Source organism: Tolypothrix campylonemoides VB511288_2 (assembly GCF_045999855.1).
Taxonomy (GTDB): domain Bacteria; phylum Cyanobacteriota; class Cyanobacteriia; order Cyanobacteriales; family Nostocaceae; genus Scytonema; species Scytonema bouteillei_A.
This window is the reverse complement of the sequence record NZ_JBFPMW010000002.1, coordinates 819273-837555: the sequence shown is the minus strand read 5'-3', so window position 1 is coordinate 837555 and position 18283 is coordinate 819273. Positions and strand designations below refer to the sequence as shown.

The 18283-nt window shown below is 40.9% G+C and carries 8 protein-coding genes and 1 pseudogene; 8 read left to right on the top strand and 1 reads right to left on the bottom strand.

What is annotated here, in order from left to right; translation table 11 throughout:
• The first annotated feature begins 76 nt into the window (after positions 1-76).
• The 8 genes and pseudogenes from AB0756_RS08025 to AB0756_RS07990 form a co-directional block, all read left to right on the top strand.
• Positions 77-1636 carry an Hsp70 family protein gene (locus tag AB0756_RS08025; RefSeq protein WP_038077893.1) on the top strand — a complete coding sequence of 520 codons (1560 nt, stop codon included), beginning with the start codon at positions 77-79 and terminating at the stop codon, positions 1634-1636.
• Positions 1637-1866: 230 nt separating this feature from the next.
• Positions 1867-8076, top strand: a complete 6210-nt coding sequence (locus AB0756_RS08020; RefSeq protein WP_038077895.1) for an AAA family ATPase — start codon at positions 1867-1869, stop codon at positions 8074-8076.
• Positions 8077-8125: 49 nt separating this feature from the next.
• Positions 8126-9955 (top strand): HEAT repeat domain-containing protein, encoded by a 1830-nt coding sequence (locus AB0756_RS08015; protein WP_038077899.1) that lies wholly within the window; start codon positions 8126-8128, stop codon positions 9953-9955.
• Between the two features lie 485 nt (positions 9956-10440).
• A complete protein-coding gene (locus AB0756_RS08010) occupies positions 10441-10923 on the top strand; it encodes a TerB family tellurite resistance protein (protein WP_038077901.1) in 483 nt (160 codons plus the stop codon).
• 152 nt (positions 10924-11075) lie between these two features.
• Entirely contained in the window at positions 11076-11507 is a 432-nt protein-coding gene (locus AB0756_RS08005) for a hypothetical protein (protein ID WP_038077907.1), read from the top strand.
• A 17-nt stretch (positions 11508-11524) separates the two neighbouring features.
• A complete protein-coding gene (locus AB0756_RS08000; RefSeq protein WP_038077909.1) occupies positions 11525-13099 on the top strand; it encodes a mechanosensitive ion channel family protein in 1575 nt (524 codons plus the stop codon).
• A 412-nt stretch (positions 13100-13511) separates the two neighbouring features.
• Positions 13512-13994: a tellurite resistance TerB family protein gene (locus AB0756_RS07995; RefSeq protein ID WP_038077910.1), complete on the top strand. Its 483-nt coding sequence runs from the start codon at positions 13512-13514 to the stop codon at positions 13992-13994.
• Between the two features lie 88 nt (positions 13995-14082).
• Positions 14083-14520 (top strand): annotated as a pseudogene (locus AB0756_RS07990) (tryptophan synthase subunit beta); the annotation flags it as partial.
• Between the two features lie 100 nt (positions 14521-14620).
• On the opposite strand, the gene AB0756_RS07985 reads toward AB0756_RS07990, so the two are convergent.
• Complete coding sequence (locus AB0756_RS07985; RefSeq protein ID WP_038077912.1) at positions 14621-18265, bottom strand: AAA-like domain-containing protein; 3645 nt, start codon at positions 18263-18265, stop codon at positions 14621-14623.
• Between the last annotated feature and the right edge of the window lie 18 nt (positions 18266-18283).

Here is an 18283-nt window from a genome sequence, read left to right as displayed (position 1 = left end):
GTGGGGATAAGGGAGACAAGAGAGACAAGGGAGACAAGGAAGAATAGCGAACAAACCACTAACAAACAACTAACCAATGACAACCGTAGTAATTGATTTTGGTACGAGTAACACAGTTGTATGTACAACTGATTTAATTACACAAACACCACGAACTTTAAAGTTTGACTTAATTTCACGTCGGTTTGAAGTTGGGGGAGAGCAAGTTAGTGTTGTACCAAGTTTGGTGTTTGTAGAAGGGGAAAATCGCATACTTTTTGGCGAACAAGTACGGGCTAAGCGTTTGGGATTTGTTCAACCGGAGCGATATTTTCGAGCTTTTAAACGCGAATTAGCTGCAGATTTTGTTCCTCCTCCTCGTTTGTTGGATGGTAACAATTACAGTGCGGAAGCTGTTTCGGAACTGTTTGTGAGAAACATTTGGCAGATGGTTGAAGAACAATTGCAACCCAGCCATGTTATTTTTACGGTTCCTGTAGGAGCTTTTGAGCGTTATCTCGATTGGTTTCGCGCTTTTGCAGACAAGTTGAGTATTCCTAAAGTACAAATTGTGGATGAATCTACCGCAGCTGCTCTTGGTTATGCAGTGCAACGCCCTGGTTCTGTGGTGTTGGTGGTAGATTTTGGCGGTGGAACCCTCGATTTGAGTCTTGTGAGAACTGTAGGTGTTACTTCCGAACATCAAGTAGTACGGGCTGAGGTTCTCGCTAAGTCTGATGCTTTTGTTGGTGGTGTTGATATTGATACGTGGATTGTCGAGCATTATCTCAAGCAAATTGGTTCTTCAAGAACTGAGGTAGGAGAAATTGGTTGGCAAAATTTGCTGGAAGTGGCGGAGAAACTAAAAATTCGGCTATCGACGGCTGATGAAGCTAAGGAAGCTTGGTTTGATGATGAGAATTTTATGTCCCATGAATTGCAGCTTAACCGAGATGAGTTAGCAGAGATTTTGGAAGCAGAACAGTTGTTGGAGGTGTTGCGACAAGCTTTGGATGAAGTTCTTGCGATCGCTTTAACTAAGGGAATTAACAAATCGTCTATCGAACAGGTGTTGCTGGTAGGCGGTACTTGTCAAATTCCCGCAGTACAGCAACTTGTCACTTCTTATTTTGGGCGACAAAAGGTGAAGTTAGACAAGCCATTTGAAGCGGTAGCACACGGTGCGTTAGCTTTGAGCAAGATGGCGGCTGTAGATGATTATTTGCGTCACAGCTATGCTATCCGGCTTTGGGAACCTCACAGCAAAACTTATTCTTATCTGACATTAATTGAAAAAGGGATGCGCTATCCGGGAGCACGTTCTCAACCTTTGACGTTACAAGTTGCAACACAAGGACAGCGAGAGATACGTCTGGATATAGGGGAAGTCGCAGAGGTATCACAGGCGGAGGTTACTTATGATGCTAGCGGACGAATGACAAGTACGCATTTGGTTAAGCAAGATACCTATCGTTCTTTGGAAAATCATCACCAACAAGTGTGTGTGGCGCATCTCGATCCACCAGGGGAAACGGGAGTAGACAGGATAGAAGTGTTATTTGAAGTGAACGAACAACGGGTTTTGGTGGTAACGGTTAAGGATTTGCTGACTAAAAAGGTATTGGTGGAGAGAGAGGCGATCGCTAAACTTCAATAAATCGCTAAGAGGAAGATTCAGTTAGTAACCGCGATCGCCTTAGAGGAACATCGTCAAACTCATGAGGAAAAACATAATCTGGAGCCAAATTGACAATTTGTCTATATCAAGCGTACTAGGCATTAAATTCAGTCAATGTTAAAACGCAGTTTGGTTTCTTCATCTAGTTTTGTTAAGAAACTTCAAATTTCTGGGAATACTAAATTTGGAAGTCTTGAGAATTTAGCGGTATGGTCAGCGATCTTGTCAGTATTCCCGGATATTGCATAACTGAAGAACTATACAATGGTTCGAGAACCTTAGTGTATCGTGGATACCGAGAAATTGACTCATTAAGAGTAGCGATCAAACTACTGAAAAATTCTTATCCCACTTTTAACGAACTCTTATTATTTCGCAATCAGTACACCATCACTAAAAATCTTAACTCACCTCTGATTGTCCAAACTTATAGCCTAGAACCATATCAAAATGGTTATGCGCTGGTAATGGAAGACTTTGGGGGGATTTCTTTGAAAGAATGGAGCCTCAAGGTAAAGCGTCTATCTCTAGAGGAATTTTTAGTGCTCGCGATCCGGCTGTGCAATACCTTAGATGTACTCTATCGGGAGCGCATTATTCATAAAGACATTAAACCCAGCAATATTTTAATTAATCCCGAAACCAAAGAAGTTAAAATTATTGATTTTAGTATTGCATCTTTATTACCGAAAGAAAATCAAACACCGAGTAATTCTCATATCCTAGAAGGGACGCTCAGTTATATATCTCCAGAACAAACAGGTAGAATGAATCGCGGTATAGACTATCGTACAGATTTTTATTCTTTGGGTGTCACATTCTACGAATTACTGACAGGAAAGTTACCATTTTCAGCAACTGAGCCAATGGAGTTGATACATTCTCATATTGCCAAAATTGCACCCTCAGTACATGAAATCGATTCAAAAATTCCATTAGTTATCTCAAAAATTATCAGAAAATTAATGGCGAAGAACGCGGAAGATAGATATCAGAGTGCTTTAGGACTGAGATTAGATTTAGAAAAGTGTTGGCATCAGCTACAAGAAACTGGTCGGATTTCAGATTTTGCAATCGCACAGATGGATGCATGCGAGCGCTTCATGATTCCCGATAAACTTTATGGACGAGAAACCGAAGTCTTGACTTTACTGGAAACATTTGAGCGAGTTAGCCTTGGTGCAACAGAGATGATTCTGGTAGCGGGTTGTTCCGGAATTGGAAAAACTGCAGTTGTCAGCGAAGTTCAGAAACCAATTGTGCGGCAACGCGGCTATTTCATCAAAGGAAAATATGACCAATTTCAAAGGAACATTCCTTTCGTTGGATTTGTACAAGCCTTTCGGGATTTAATGGGGCAATTGTTAAGCGAAAGTGATGTCCAACTAGAGCAATGGAAAAATAAGATTTTAGAGGCTGTGGGTGAAAATGGTCAGGTTATCATTGAAGTCATTCCCGAATTATCAAGAATTATTGGCAGCCAACCGCCAGTAGTGGAATTATCAGGAACTGCGGCACAAAATCGCTTTAATTTATTGTTTCAAAAATTTACTCAAGTTTTTACGAGTGCAGAACACCCATTAGTGATTTTTTTAGATGATTTGCAATGGGCTGATTTAGCATCATTAAAGTTAATACAGTTATTAATGGCTGATACAGGTCATTTCTTGTTAATTGGTGCCTACCGTGATAACGAAATCAACCCAGCACATCCATTCATGTTGACTGTAAGCGAACTCCAAAAAACAAGAGCAAAGATTCAGACGATTACTCTAGCACCACTTAATAGAGAGCAAATCAATCAGTTAGTTGCCGAAACATTAAAATGTCAGGAAACTTTAGCATGGGAATTATCGCCATTGCTCTATCAAAAAACTCAAGGAAATCCGTTTTTTGCTACCCAGTTTCTCAAAGCATTGCATCAAGAAGAACTCATTCAATTTAATTTTGAGTTGGGCTGCTGGCAATGTGACATTGCACAAGTGACAACTCAAGCAGTCACAGATGACGTTGTTGCCTTTATGGCGTTGCAATTAGGAAAACTGCCAGCATCAACTCAACAGGTGTTGCAGCTAGCCGCTTGTATTGGCAATCAATTTGATATTGCAACTTTGGCTATTGTCAGCCAACACTCAGAAGTAGAAACAGCTGCGACTTTGTGGAAAGCACTGCAAGAAGGGTTGATTGTACCGTTAAGTGATGTATATAAATTTTATCAAACAGAAGCAGGCATTGGGTTGGTACCCAAACATGAGGAGAGCGCTCAACAAATAGCTAAATATAGGTTTTTACACGATAGAGTCCAGCAAGCAGCTTACTCCCTAATTGCTGACAACCAAAAACAGACAACACATTACCAAATCGGACAACTACTCCTGCAACAGATCTCCCCAGAAGCACTAGAAGAGCGGATTTTTGAAGTGGTGAATCAATTAAATCACGGAGTGAGTTTAATTAACCAACAAACACAACGAGAGCAACTCGCACAACTGAACCTCATCGCCTGTCGCAAAGCCAGAGCCGCTACCGCCTATCAAGCTGCGCGTGAATATGTTGCTGTGGGATTGTCCCTGTTGGGAGAACAAGCTTGGCAACACCATTATGAAATGACCCTCGCCTTCCATGAATTAGCAGCAGAAGTGGCCATGCTATGTGGTGACTTTGAGGCGATGGAACAATTTATTGATGCTGTTATCGCCCAGGCGCACTCTTTACTTGAACAGGTTCATGTTTACTGCATTAGAATTCAATCTCATGCCTCCCAAAGTAAATTTTCCTCTGCGATCGCGATTTGCGAAACTATTTTGCAACAACTAGGTGTAACGTTTCACACACCTACACCGACAGATATTCAACAGGCAATACAAGAGATTGAAGAACTCATTGCAGACAAGCAAATTGAAGATTTGGTTCATCTAAACGTGATGACCGAAGCAGAGAAATTGGCAATTCTCCAGGTTACCAGTAGCATTCTCTCAACAGCTCACATCATTGGCTCTCCATTGCTTCCATTGCTAGTTTTGTTGTCGGTTAAACTATCTATTCAATACGGCAATACATCGGTATCAGCCTATACCTATGTAATGTATGGAATGGTTTTGTGTAATCTGGTCAACGATGTAGAGACAGCAGTCAAGTTTGGTCGGTTAGCTCTCCAGGTTGTCTATAAACTTGATGCCAAAGCGATTAAGCCCGAAGTATTAGCTGTGCTGGGAGGATTTCTCCTGCACCGCAAGTCTCATATAAAAGAAATGTTGCCACTAGCGCAAGAGGGTTACGCGATTGGACTGGAAGTTGGAAACTTGGAGTTCGCTGGAAATAATGCGATCAATTTTTGTAACAATTCTTTTTGGTGCAGTCAGCCGCTTGCCATCTTAGAGCAGGAGGCTCGCACATACAGCAATGGTTGTGCTCAACTGCACCATTTGGCATCAGCTAATCGCTGCCGAATCTTTTGGCAATCGGTGTTAAATCTGTTGGGTTGTGCAGAGCATCCTACCATTTTATCGGGTGAAGCCCTGCAAGAAACAGAATTTCTGCCAGTGCTGCTAGCTGCTAATGACTTGTTTGCCCTGTATTGTTTCTATGTGTCTAAGCTGATGCTTTGCTTTTTGTTTGGGGAAATTGAGCAAGCTAACAACCATGCACTCTTAGGCAGAAACTATTTAATTGCAGGTGCAGGATTTGTTGGTGAACCTGCATTTTATTTCTACGATTCTTTGATTGCTCTAGCACAGTTGAGTCAACCGTCAGATCACGGCTCGACGGTATTAGAGCGGGTAGCGCAAAACCAAACGCAGTTACAGTACTGGGCGCACTATGCTCCGATGAATCACCAGCATAAAGTTGACTTAGTTGAAGCCGAAAAATGTCGCGTATTAGGACAAATAGCACAAGCGATTGAGCTATACGATAAGGCAATCTCTGGAGCCAAATCCAACGAATACACTCAGGAAGAAGCTTTAGCTAATGAACTAGCGGCAAAGTTTTACCTGGGGTGGGGTAAACAGCGCATTGCTCGGGAATACATGACCCAAGCCTATTATGACTATGCCCGATGGGGTGCAAAAGCCAAGGTTGCTGACTTGGAACGCCGCTATCCCCAACTGCTGGCTCCTATATTACAGCAAACACGTTCTTCCGTCTCACTTCACGAAACTATATCCGCATTGGGGAGCGCCATATCCACTAGTTCCGCTACTTCTAGCAACAGTGTCTCAGATCTCCTAGATTTAAAAGCGATTCTCAAAGCTTCCCAAACTCTCTCAAGTGAAATCGAACTCGAAAAACTGCTGTCATCGTTGCTTTCTATCGTCATTGAAAATGCGGGAGCCGAGAAGTGTGTGTTAATGCTCTTGCAAAATAATCACCTGCTAATTAAAGGATCGATTACCCAGGGGAGGGAGCCAGTAGTATTCGAGCACCTTGTGGTTGAGGACACTCAAGAGGTTCCCTTGAAACTGATTTACAAAGTCAAGCACAACAGGCAGACTGTTGTGCTCCATAATGCAATGGCAGATCCAACTTTAGCCAACGACCCGTATATCATTCGTCAGCAGCCTAAAAGTATCTTGTGTGGCCCGATTTTGCATCAAGGGAAGTTGATGGGCATTTTATATTTAGAAAATAATTTAGCAAAGGAAGCGTTTACAAACAATTGCGTCGAACTCCTGAATTTACTTTGCACTCAAGCTGCTATTTCTTTAGAAAATGCCAAACTATTCTATGAAAGCAAACAAGCTGAAATCAAGCTCCAGCAAAGTAACGCTTTCCTAGAGGCGCAACGTGAATCTTCTCTGGATGGAATCTTGGTTGTTGATAAAGACCGACAAATCAGTTCTTATAATCAGGGTTTTCTAGATCTATGGAGAGTTCCACCAGAACTTAGGAATACCCGTGACGATCGCGCAATGCTGGCATTTGTTGTTGAGAAAGTTGCCGATCCACAAGCCTTTTTAGACCGAGTTCTCTACTTATACGAGCATATTAATGAATCAAGCCACTGTGAACTGCTCCTGAAAGATGGACGAACGATCGAACGGACATCGGTTCCTGTAAACTCTGGGAATCAAGAAAACTGGGGGCGGATTTGGTATTTCCGGGATATTAGCGATCGCAAACAAACCGAAGCGGCTCTGCAACAGAAAGAACAATTTCTCCGCAGTATTTACGATGGATCTGAAATACTCATTATTGTGACAGATGTGATGGAAGATGGCAGTTTTCGCTATGCCGGATTGAATCCTACTGCAGAAAAGATATGCGGAGTTCGTGAGATTGATGTTTTAGGAAAAACGCCCTTTGAAGTTTATGGGGAAGAAGTAGGGAGAGCTATCGAAAACATCTTGGTTGATTGTGTAGAAAGTAGGATACCCATTTCCACAGAAAATTTGTTAACCATGAAGGGCGAGGAAAAATGGTTCCTGGCGACCCACAACCCGCTCAAAAACGAAAACGGACAGATTTGCCGAATTATTACAACAACGATTGATATTAGCGATCGCAAACGAGCAGAACTTGCCTTACAACAAAAATCACTGGAATTAGAACACGCATTACACAACTTGCAAAACGCCCAATTACAAATTGTCCAAAGTGAGAAAATGTCTGCTTTGGGTAATTTAGTTGCTGGTGTCGCTCACGAAATGAATAATCCTTTAGGTTTTATTGCTGCTAGTATTAAACAAGCTAAACCAATGTTTACTGATATTGTCGAGCACTTGAAACTCTATCAAGAAACTTTCCCCGATTCGAGCGAGCCAATTCTCGTTCATGCTGAAGAAATTGACTTGGAATATAGTTTAGAAGACTTACCCAAAATGCTTGATTCCATGTCTATAGCATGTGACAGATTAAAAAACATCAGCACGAGTCTCCGCACTTTCTCTCGTGCCGATCGAGACTATAAAGTACCATTTAACATTCATCAAGGTATAGATAGCACGATTTTAATTTTGAAGCATCGTCTCAAAGCAAATGAACAACATCCATTAATTGAAGTTGTCACTAACTATGGTAATGTACCTCAAATTGAATGTTTTCCCGGTCAGTTAAATCAGGTATTTATGAATATTTTAGCGAATGCTATTGATGCTTTAGAAGAATCTAACAATGGACGCACTTTGACAGAAATTCAAGCAAGTCCAAACCGAATTAAAATTACAACTTCAGTCGAAAATAATATAGTAAAAATTGCTATTGCTGATAATGGCAAGGGAATGAGTGAAGAAGTTCAACAAAAAATATTCGACCATTCATTTACTACGAAAGCTGTGGGGAAAGGAACGGGGTTGGGGTTGGCGATCGCCCGTCAAATCGTTGAAGAAACCCATGGTGGTAAATTGTATTGTTACTCAGTTTTAGGTGAAGGCACAGAATTTACCATTACCTTACCAACTACATTAGCGCCAACCAGTTGAGTTTCCCTCTAACTTTCCGACTTATTTCACCCACTATTTACAAATTTTTATGTCACCGTTAACAGAAGCACTCAACAGAATTGAAACTTGGTTTGTAAAAAACCAGCCTGAATTTGCTTTGGGTTTACAGCCAGGATTAACTCGCGAACAAATAGACGCATTGCTCGTGAATTTTCCATTTCGACTTCCAGAAGAACTCTACGAATTCTACGGTTGGCATAACGGTTGTACGAGCTTTGGCTACATAATTCCTTACTACGATAATTTTTTCTTTTTAGAAGAAGTTTTGAGGGATTATCAATACTGGTTGAGTTGGGACTGGTGGAACCCACACTGGCTACCAATATTGGATGGTAATGGTGATTATAGGTATGCTGTTGTTGTAGGCGAGGAAGCAGCTCCTGTTTGGTACATCGATCCAGAGGGCTGTACGAAAGAAATTCGTTGGGACAGCCTGACTGATTTAATGTTAGCAACAGCAGAGTGTTACGATACAAGCGCTTATTATCTTAATGAAGAGGGATATTTGGAGGAAGATCGGCAAAAGATTGCGGAGATTCAGCGCAAACATAACTATCGCGTAACTCAGCAAATTAACCCAGATGAATCTTACAATTCCTATCCTCCAACAGCGGCAAGTCAAGTTAATCTATCCGATCCAAATGCCTTGGAACAGCTAACACAAGCTCTGCAGGCATCACCTTTAAGCCCTGATGCTACTACTTTGCAAGCTATGGCGGCTAAGACTTTAGATAATCTTGCCAATCTAGGTTTATTTCAGGAAATAGGAGCTCAGCCACTGATTTCTTCTTTACAAAACATCATATACGATGGTGCAGGTCATGCTCTAGCAGCACAAAAGTTGGGTGAATTGGGAGATAGAAGGGCTGTTGAGCCACTTTTACAAGCTTTAAAAGATCGTTCTAGCGAAGTCAGGGCGAAGGCAATTGAAGCATTGGTGAAATTGGGCGCAAATCAAGCCGTCGATCCGCTAATTGCGTGCTTGCAAGACTCAGACTTTTTTGTACGTGTTAAAGCAGCATGGGGACTTGCAGAACTAGGAGATGTTAAAGCTATCGAACCTTTAATCGAGGCATTGAGACAAGAAAATCAGTCTACAGCTTGCAGTGCGATCGCTACAGCACTTGGAAAGTTTGCAGATCCTAGAGCGATCGCTCCCCTCATTGAAGTTTTACGTAGTAACGGTCAAAATCTCACAAATGCATTTAGCTTCCATCGTGTCAGAGTTTCTTTAGTAAATGCATTAAGTTTGATTGAAGATAGCAAAACAACAAATGCTTTGGTTGAGGTTTTGAGAGATCGACAGAGCCTTTTACAAGCTCAAGGAAGTTCCTGGCAAGAATTGATACAAGTAACTCAGCTTTGTGTAAAAACGCTCTTAAAACGCCAGCATTCCGAGTTGATGGAAATTTTGACTCAGTTGCTTCAGGATTCCGAGAGGGATATTCGCTCTCATACTCTTTTAGCATTAGCTTACATCTCAGATGCACAAATAGTAGATTTGCTCATCTTAGGATTAGCAGATGACGATGTTTTGTTGCGTCAAGCAGCAATTCAATCTTTAGGGGAACGACGGGATTTAAGGGCAGTTGAACCCTTGATTCGTCTTCTAAAAGACGTTAATGCGGATGTCCGTTTGGAGGTAATTCAAGCTCTAGAAAATCTGAACGATTTAAGAGTTGTAGATGCTCTCATTGGGATGTTAAATGATGATAATCCTAATGTTCGTTCTGGAACAGCTTTAGCTCTGGGTAATCTTGGAAATTCAAGAGCAGTTGAACCGCTTAACCAATGTTTGGAGGATGAAAGCTCTATCGTTCGCAAAATGGTTCAAGAGGCTTTAAACAAACTTTCCTAGTTATATCGCAATCCGGTTCAGATAAGACTCGATCCCCCCTAGCCCCCCTTTCGATCGCGGGGTTGGGGTTGGCGATCGCCCGTCAAATTGTTGAAGAAACTTGTTGAAGAAACCTACGGTGGTAAATTGTTTTGTTACTCGGTTGTAGGTGAAGGCACAGAATTTACCATTACCTTACCAACTACATTAGCGCCAACCAGTTGAGTTTCCTTCTCGCTTTCCAACTTATTTCACCCACCATTTACAAATTTTTATGTCACCGTTAACAGAAGCGCTAGAACCCCACTACCTGTAGTATCTCCCCAAGGTATTGGGAAAGTTGTCTGAGTGATGCTTAACTGTCTTAATTGTCCTTGCATTTTGATTGAAAGTCGGAGATATTAAGAAGCACAAAGCTTAGTATTACCTATTCTCAGTATTCTTCTGTAAGCACTAGCTTGAACAAAAAATTTTCCTAGCTTCTTAAGATCTTAGGAACGAAACTCATGTCTGATATCAAAAAAATTGGTTCATCTTGGATAATGAATTGGTTCTTTGGTTTTAACCAAACTCCTACAAATGAAGATAGTAATATTTATATGAAATCTGTTTTATGCTGTGCTAAAGCAGATGGAGTTCTCTCACCAGAAGAAAAGGATTGGGCGCTTGGATTCTGTGCGTCTTGGGGAGTTGAAGACTGGGTAATTGAAGAGCTAAAAGCATATGAAGCAAATGAAGATATAGAAGATGTCATTGCTCGCTCTCCTCAAGTATCAATGGCACAAAGAGATATACTTCTCACTGCAATTTGGGCTTGTGCTGCTGATGGAGAATCTCATGAAAAAGAAAAAGCGAAAATTCGACAAATGGCTTCTATTTTAGGCGTAACAGAAGACGTAGTAGAGCAGTTAGAGCAGCTACAAAAAGAAGAATCAGTATTACGACAAAAGCGTCTTAAACTCTTATATCCTCAAAAAAGCCCTTATTAACAATTCAGGTTTACTACTGATTGAGGTATGATTTGTGAAAACACGCTATTTGAGACGTGTTTTTATAAATTATATCTGAATTAGCAATGCCATTTTTCTTCCATTGGGAAGATAGAAAAAGATTTTTTGTATAAACCGAACTAGGAGGAAAATTGCAAGTTTCAAAGATATATGCAAAACTTAACGAGAGTTTAACAAAGGGTTGGGAAGATTTTAATAGCAGCGTAGAATTCAATTTATTTTATGAGTTTTTTCAATTTCTTTTGCAAGCAGGATTTGACGAAAGCCATTACAGAAAGTTTATTCCTAACCCAGCTTATGATAATGCTGCTAAAATAATTGGAAAGCATTTTTTAGCTACAGCAAGGCAGTTTGAAATTTGCTTTGACGAGATTTTCCCTGGCAATTTTTCCATGTCAAAGGAAGATGATAGAGAAGGTGTCGCGATCCGGGTGTTTTATTTAACTGCTTTTTATCAAAATCAACCTTTATGTCTTTTTGTAATTAAATTTTCTCACGATCGCGAAAAGTTCGGATTTCCCCTACCACCAGAATTAGAGATAGTAAAATTGTACGAAGTTTAATAATTTATACTCAAAAGATGAATATACTGATTGTACTGGGCGAAGTTATATTTTTGATAGTTATTTTCTCGCTATTTTACTGGCTAATTAGCATAGTTTTCAAACAAGTTGCTAAACTCTCTTGGCTTCAAGAAAAGAATGTCAATATAACTTCTCTCCAACGTCATATTAGCAAAATTTTAATTTTTATTTGTGCGATCGCATGTCTTGCTCTAATTGGCATAAATGGAGCAGTTATTTATCGAGGTGAAAACATTCAAGAATTTCAGATCAGTCTTATTCGCAATCTTCCTACTCAGTTTTGGAGCAAGTTTTTTACAGCAAGTTTGAAGACTGTAAGTTTACTGATGCTAATTAAAGTTAGCATACCACCTTTAAGTCGCGGTATAGACTGGGTTGGTGATTATGCTAAGAAAGTCGATAAAATTAAGGCTAATGATGAGAGTGTCGAGGCTTTTTTTAAGGTATTAAAAAGAATTATTATTCATGGTGTATGGGGAATTTCTGCTATTTTGTGTGCTAACTTTCTTTATCTTCCAGAAGTTGTTGCCAAATATATTTACATTGCTTTAAAAATATATATTACGATCGCGAGCGGTTTACTCATTGTCAAAGCTGTTGCTACTATTGTTGATACTCTTGACGATCTAAGTCTGAGATACTCTAGCTCTAACAATCTCCTGAATTTATACGAACGTTTGCGTCATCTCATACCCCTATTCAAGAAATGTTTGGAGTACGTCCTCTATGTCGGTATAGTAGATTTTATTGTTCCAGAAATAAAACCTATCGCTTGGATCGGTTCGTATACTCCTAAAATTGTGCAGATTATTGGGATTTTCTTTATCAGCAATGTTTTAGTTGAAGTTGCTTACTTCATTCTTGATGAGTTCTATGTAAAAACTATAGATCTTGATGACTCACAGCGACAAAAGCGGCTGACACTTATTCCCTTGATGCGAAGTTTTGCCAAGTACTTTGTCTACTTTACTGCCGGAGTAACTATACTCAAGCTGATTGGTATCGACCCTGCACCTATTTTAGCAGGTGCAGGAATTGTGGGTATAGCAGTTGGTCTTGGGGCGCAAAATCTGATTAATGATGTTGTATGTGGATTTTTGATTCTGTTTGAAAACTATTACTTGGTTGGTGATTATGTTGAAGTCGGGAAAGTGGAAGAGAGAAATATTGAGGGGATTGTAGAGGCGATTGAACTGAGAACGACTCACGTCCGTCATCCTGATGGTCAATTACAGATTGTTCGCAATGGGGATATTGGATCGATTATCAATTACTCTAAACAGTATATATATGCAAGAGTAGAAATTAGCGTTTCTCATGATTCTAATTTGGATCGTGTCTATAGAGCGATCGAGAATGTAGGACAGCAATTAAAGATAGACGAACAGGATGTTCTGGAACCTACACGAGTCGCTGGAATAGAAAATTTTGGGGAGAATAATTTATTGCTGCTGACGCTGACAAAGGTAAAACCAGGAAAACACCTTCATATTCAGCGCCTTCTTCGTAGGATATTGAAAGATACTTTTAGTCAAGAAGAAATTGAAATTTTTGGTTTTTCTAAGAGTTGATATTCCATTAGTAGGGTTAAGGTCACCCGTTCCACGCCTCTACTAAGATGTTTGGGCAAGGGTGTCTGCCGAGATACTAGTACATGAAGGCAGAAGTACGTATAGCCCTTGCGGGCATAGCTGCGGCATCTCGTAGCGTGTCCGTAAGGAGATACCCGGAGGGGTTAATGGTCAAAAAGCCATTAGCTATTAGCAATTAGCAATCCAAATTTTTTACAAATAATTTAGGATTGCTATATATATTTAATATCAAGCTTTTCACTGGTAAATATTTGTAGATTCAGGTATTTTTTGTTAACTGTCTTAACTGTCTTAACTATCCTTGTGTTTTTGCTTTAGTACTGGGAATATTCTAGCATTATTCCACGCAGGGATAGACATATAGAAGTTTAGTAAATAGAGGGAAAAAATTATGTCCGACATCAAAAAAATTGGTCAATCTTGGGTATTCAATTGGTTTTTTGGCTTCAGCGAAGTCCCAACAGATGAAGATTGTTGTATTTATATGAAATCAGTTTTATGTTGCGCTAAAGGAGATGGAGTTCTCTCAAGTGAAGAAAAAAATTGGGCTATTGGATTTTGTGCATCCTGGGGAGTAGCAGACTGGGTAATTGAAGAGCTAAAAGCATACGAGGCAGATGAAAATTTAGAAGAGGTCATTGCTCGCTCTCCTCAAGTGTCTATGGCACAAAGAGATTTACTTCTCACAGCAATTAGGGCTTGTGCTGCTGATGGAGAAACTCATGAACAGGAAAGAAAAAAACTTCGGGAAATGGCTTCTATTATAGGAGTAAAAGAAGAAATAGTAGGGCAGTTAGAGCAGCTACACCAAGAAGAATTAGCATTACGTCAAAAGCGTATTAAGCTGCTATATCCGGAGAAAAGCCCTTATTAGGAGTTTATGTGTTTTCAATAACTAGATTCAACTCCAACGCTGAATAATTCAAAATTTGCTTATTTGCTTCTTCAAAAGTTAAGAATATTTAGAAATAATTGGTGTGGAGTCTGCAGGTGAAGGTATAGATAGGAAAAAACACGCAGCAACTTTAGCGCGAGGAAAAGTTGGAATTTTACATGGTGCGATGAGCTATCTATTACAGAATGACGACGGTCAGGTAGTCGAAACGCATTCGATAAGTGCTGGATTAGACTATCCAGGCGTAGGACCAGAGCATAGTTATTTGAAGGATATTGGTCGGGCTGAATATTACAGCGTGACTAATAAGCAGGCATTAGAAGCATTTCAAAGACTTTCGCAATTAGAAGGCATTATCCCAGCTTTAGAAACAGCTCATGCGATCGCCTACTTAAAAACTCTTTGTCCTCAATTAGATAATAGCCCTTGCGTTATTATTAACTGTTCTGCAAGAGGTGATAAAGATGTCCAAACTGTCATTTCAAACGGTTTGACGATGACTTGAGCGATATGGAGATGGATGGTGCAACGTGTCCCCGGAATGCACGTGTATCGGCAAGCACCCGGCAATACATAATTAATTTTTGGAGATGTCTGCAACACGATTATTTTGAGGTGGAGTCGCAAAGGTGACGATCGCTTTCCTCTAGTGCTACGTTAGTTTTAAAATAATCTCTTGCAAACTTGCAACCGTAATGGACTGCATCTAGGTTGAGAATTTTCTGTAAATTCCAAAGAATAAGTGTATTGTCATCGCCTCCTGAAGCTAGCAAAGTTCCATCGCGACTGATAGCAAGCCGTCGAATGGCAGCAGTATGTCCTCTCAGGGTTGTGAGTTCTGTGCCATCAAGCTTCCAAAGTTTAACAGTGGCGTCTACGCTTCCGGAAGCAACAATTTGTCCGTCGGGACTAAAAGCTACTCCCCACACAGCACCTGTGTGTCCTTTCAAGGTTCTTAGCAACTTGCCTCTTTGGGTTTCCCCAGTCGCTGGTTCACCGTCCAGCGTCCACAACTTCACAGTATTGTCGCCACTTCCAGATGCTACCATTTTACTGTCAAGGCTAAAGGCAACTCTCCATACCGATACCGTGTGACCTTTGAGAGTGGTGAGCAAGCTGCCTTCCAGAGTCCACAACTTTACAGTCTTATCAGCACTCACGGAGGCAACTATCTGACTGTCTGGACTAAATACAACATCCCAAACTTCCGCCTGATGTCCTCGAATATCAATGGGAACAGGACGATTCCTTGGCCATATCTGAACGAGATTGTGAACATTTGCTGTTGCAATTGTTTGACTGTTAGGGCTTAAGACTGCTGCTAAGAGCCGACTGTTAGGATCTTTGTAAATTTTGACTAAACGACCGTCTGATTGCCAAAGTTTGATGACCTCATCAGTAGTAGCAGCAATAAACTGGTTATCATCAGCAAATGATACCTGAAATACGGTACTCTCATCCTCAGTCAAAGTTTTGAGCAATGTACCTTCGCGACTCCAAAATTTAGCGGTTTTTTCGTGGCTAGCTGTAGCAATTGTCGAACTATCGGCAGAAATGGCTATTGACCAAATTCCCGAATTATGAGCGGTGATGGTCTTCTGAAATGGATTCTCATTTTGCCAAAGTCTAACAACGCTTTCCCCTCCAGCTGATGCGATAAAACTACTGTCGGGGCTAAATTTCACTCCCCAAACTGAGGCACTATGTCCTTTGTAAGTCTTTAGCTCGGTACCATCAATGTTCCAAACTTTAATTGTTTTGTCAAGACTGGCAGAGGCAATCTTCTGACCATCGGGACTAAAGGCGACGCCCCAAACACCTGCACTGTGACCTTGAATAGTTCTAGAAAGGCGATACTTGCCATTTGTGCCGTCTTGCTGCCAGAGTTTGACAGTCCGATCGTCACTTGACGAAGCAATAGTATTACCCTGCGGGCTAAAAGCTAATCCTGTAACAAAACCTTTATGACCTCCAAGTGTTTGTACCAGCTTTGCTGTTTGCCAGTCTCTAGTATCTCGCTTCCAGATTTTTATGGTTTGGTCTGCACTTGTCGCTGCGATCGTTCGACCATCAGGACTGAAACTGACTCCTGTAAAACCCATAGTATCATTTTGAAACATTTTCACCAGGCTGCCATCAAGCTTCCAAATTTTGACTGTTTTGTCATAACTACCAGAGGCAATGAATTTTCCATCTGGGCTAAATTGTACTCCCCATACCCCTCCAGTGTGACCTTTGATAGTTGACATGACGTGCCAGGTGTTTTTGTTGTCTTTTTCCCAGAGTTTGATGCTGCGATCGTCTCCTCCAGTAACAAGCATCTGAGAGTCAAAGCTGAAATCCACTGTTCTCACTCCTGCTGTGTGACCTTTGAGAGTCGCCACTTCCATTCCATCAACTTGCCAAAGCTTAACTGTATTGTCCATACTTACTGAGGCAATGAGAGATTTATCGGGACTGACATCTACTGCCATAACAGCTGCTGTATGGCTTGACAAACGATTATATTCATCGCTCATGTAAATGGCTTGGCGTAGTATATTTTCCGCTCGTTGCTGGATATTTGTGTTTTTCATCCCGAGCTTTTGTAGTTTTTTTCTAGCTTTAATTGCTTCTACAAGGGCATCTAACTTACGATTTGAAGCAAACAGCCCTTCAGCAGAGGATATTAGAGCTTGAATTTCGCTGTTTCTTGCTTGATATTCACTACTGGTGGCTTGACGGTATAAACTAAAGGCTCCTGCCCCTAATACGCTAGAGATCGCTAACCCGATACACACTGCAATCAACAGAAATCTTTGCAGTTTAGCCACTTTGTTTTGTTGCTCGAGTTGTGCTTCTACTGCTTTTGCCCTGGCTGCTTCTAGTGCCATTTGCACCTCTTGGGCTTCACATTCTTGACTGGCAGCTAAAAATTGATAATCGAGGTCGCTCAAACTTTTACCTTGCGCCCACTGTTGAGCATCCTTTAATGCCTGTCCTCGAAGTAAACGCGATTTATCTTGATAGCTTGACTTAACCCAAGCATTGAATGTCTGTGAGTAAGGGCGGAGATTATCTAATTGCCTGATAACCCAATCAGCATTAAAAACATTGCGGTAGATAAAATTTTTGATGCGGAGATAGCCATTACGCTTCTCAACTAAACCAGAAAGCAACAGTTCTGTTTGTTCTTGACTGTCATCAGTTGGTACGAGAAGATAAGGAGCAGAGGAAAGTGTATCGTTATAACTGGTGATTTCTTGACTTCTCCATGTTTCCAGTGTGACGTCATAAGGCTCTTCTGCTTGCAAGATGCGCTGATAAAGCCCTAGTAAACGTCCTGCTTTTCGTTCGTCGAACAGCAGACGATCGCGAATTGTACGCAAGTGTTCTGGTTCATCTTGTGATTCCCAATTTTGGATGATGCGCGATCGCACGAGTTGCTCTACCCAAAACTTCTCAGTTCCTACAGGTAAGGCGACTGTTCCCGTGGCAGATTCTAAGGCAACCTGGCAAACTAACTGACAAAGTTTTTGGGTTAAAAACGGCTGTCCCTGAGTCCAGACTAGGATCTCTCGCAGCACTGTTTCGCTTTGGTTTACCACTTCTTCTAAACCTTTGAGTAAAGGTCTAGCTTCATGCACTTGAAAGCCGTATAACTCAATAGCTGTACCAATGTTAAAAGGTGTTCGGCGTTTGTCAGAGATGAGATCCGAGGGACTGGCTACACCAAATAAGGCAAATCCAAGACGGTCAAATTGCGAGTTATGAGATCGTTGGTTGTAGCAATGACGAATCCAAACAAAAAAGTCGTTGACAGAAAAATTTAAACTCAACAAGCTATCAATTTCATCTATGAAGATGAAAATACGCTGATGTTGCACGTAACGGAGCAACACTTCTTCCACAAATTGATGCAATCTTTGTATGGGTGAAAGGTCTGTTTGCTGTTGCCACCACTCTTGGAAATCGATCTGCTGTGCTAAGTTCAAAGAGTGGAACAAGCTGAGAATAGTACCTTTATACCATTGCAACGGCGTGGTTTCATCGCTACCCAATCTAGATACATCTATGTAAACACAAGCACAGCCTTCTTGTTCCAGATGATAACTGACTCGCTGTAATAAAGATGACTTACCCATCTGGCGTGAGTTAAAGACATAACAAAAATCACCTGCTTTCAATGCTTTATACAGTATTCCGTCTGCTTCACGAACAACATAGGTCGGATCGTTACTTGGGAGACTGCCGCCAACCTGATATCGCATATAAAAATGTGATTTAGA